Here is a 2309-nt window from a genome sequence, read left to right on the forward strand (position 1 = left end):
CCTGGGATAAGATACTTCCAGCTTGTGCTTCTCTCAAAAAACGAGCCAAGCTAGAAAAGCGGATTGAATTCTCTAAGATTGTGTCATTTACTTATTCGGAAAAATAGTTTTCTGCACCACTAAGCAACGGGATAATAATTTTAAATTTTCATTGTCATCGATCTCGATTCTAAACTAATTGGTTGTTATTTATCGATCGCCTTCAACCGCACCGCTTTGGCGGAGCCTGTCAGAATGACAATCGAGCGACGCCTTATTTACCGCGATCTGGAACAACTTTTCTAACGGAATATCTGCTGCTGTTGCCATCATCGAAATCACACTTTTGCTCGCGAAAGAACAGTACAGTCCGGCTTCTAAAAACCAAGGTTGACCGCTGGGATCGATGCGGAAATCAAACAGACTGTAATGGCGACAACCTAGAGCGATATGGCATTTTTTGGCGGCATCCCAAACCCTGGCTGTAATTGGGTCGTCAGGATCGACGATCCAGGATTTTGTACTACCCTTGGCAACCATATATAAGTCACCATTTTGGTTTTGACCGAGCTTATCTTCGTAGCGGCGAATGGGCTGATGTTCTTTGTCCATCTTGTACTCTTCTAACGGCAAACAGATAAGCTCCCCATCTCGATCGATGATACCGCAGCGAACTTCTCGACCCAGTTCGATAAATGTCTCGACTAGCACTTCGTCGGCATAGGTAAAAGCTGTCTTGAGAGCGCGATCGTAGTCAGCGCGATTTCTGACTAAAGTTACTCCTAGAGAATTATCGGCATTCACAGGTTTGATGACTGCTGGCGGATCGGTTGATGGCTGTTTTCCAGGGTGAAGTAGTTCTCCAGAAGGCACATTTACACCTACCGCCGCCACGATCGATCTAGCTTTGGCTTTATTGGCAGTTAGTGCCATCACATCGGGAGTATTACCCAAATAGGGAATGTCGAGCAGATCGAACAGAGCGCGATAGTAAGTCATGCCCGGGATGCAGAACATCTGGGGCACCATGACATCGATCTGGAGTGCCGTGAGAACTCGAACTGCTTCGGCAACAGACATAGGGCTGGCTAATGCGATCGATTCCCGACTCAGATCGGCAGGGAACCGCCATTGACGATCGGGTGTAATGTAGGCAATGTGGAATTCATAGAGTGCTGGATTCGCGGTAGACTCTAGACAATCTCGGGCATACAGGCGGGATAAATCGCAGTAAAACTCGCTCACCGCAGAGCCAACCAAGTGTAAAACGCGCATTACCATCAATTAATCTCCTGCTGGCTCGACGAGTTTGCCAATATTAAAATCAATCCGCATCCAGCCTTTAAGCTGCCGCAAATTTTCGAGCAATAGCCAGGGAATCTGGGCGTGATGCACCATCAAAAACGGCAGTGGATCTGCCCAGTCAAAAATGGCATCTTTACCGCTAGCAATAATTTTCAGCCGCTGCCCGATCTGCGTGGGCTGCGTCACCAATCGCCAAATTTCATGATAAATCCAGTAAGTTGGACGACTAGATTCTAGCGGTTTAATAAGGGGAAAATCGCTTTCCAAATAAGCTCTAGCAACATCGGGATGGTTGTAAAACATGGTAATCGCTGAATGGGTGCGCGGGTTGCACTCGATCGCGTACACGCCCCCATCCCGTGTCTGAATGAAGTCAAAGGAAACTTGCCCAGTCAGTTTCAGACTGCTGACAAACTTTCTCACCCACGCTTCGATCTCTGGTTTATCGACCATTTCATAGTTAATCTGGAAAGCAGACGACTCGCAACAACAGTGCAGTTGTAATTCCCCATTCCGCACGGTGCTATGGGTGCAGTACTCTTGCCCCGTTATAAATGCTTGCATAATCCACGGATTACTCTCACAAATTGGCAATTGTTCGACAAATGCTGCTGTCTGTTGCGGTGTCTCGCAGGGCAATTGAGTCAGATTCAACCGCCGTAACGAATCATAGGGAATGCTCTTGAGAATGTATGTGTGCGCTTGCTTGGCAAAATCGAAGTCGAGGATCTGCTGCGTGTCGGTAATGCGATAGGAATCGGGTACGGCTAGACCTAGCGATGTCGCGATCGCCGAAAATTCAGATTTATCATCCAGTTTTTGCACCAGTTCTGGATCGAAGTGCATCACTTCGCAGTACTTAGAGAGTACCTGTTTGGCTAGTGCATCGTAATAACTGGCGACTGGACTACAGACTGGGATATAAACATCTACCCCCTCCCTCTGCACTATCTCTAGCAGTGCGTCGATATAATCTTTTTCTTGAGGCTTGGGGACGGTATAAAAGCGATCGACCGATCGAGAAA

Annotated in this window: 2 protein-coding genes; both read right to left on the reverse strand. The window is 47.4% G+C overall.

Translation table 11 applies throughout. The features are described 5' to 3' along the window. Positions 1 to 189: 189 nt before the first annotated feature. Positions 190 to 1263: a D-alanine--D-alanine ligase family protein gene (locus C7B77_RS28515; protein WP_106313014.1), complete on the reverse strand. Its 1074-nt coding sequence runs from the start codon at positions 1261 to 1263 to the stop codon at positions 190 to 192. Next, on the reverse strand, positions 1264 to 2309 hold a 1046-nt coding region (locus tag C7B77_RS28520), incomplete at its 5' end, for an ATP-grasp domain-containing protein (RefSeq protein WP_106313017.1).

The organism is Chamaesiphon polymorphus CCALA 037, from assembly GCF_003003845.1.
In the GTDB taxonomy this organism is placed as follows: domain Bacteria; phylum Cyanobacteriota; class Cyanobacteriia; order Cyanobacteriales; family Chamaesiphonaceae; genus Chamaesiphon; species Chamaesiphon polymorphus.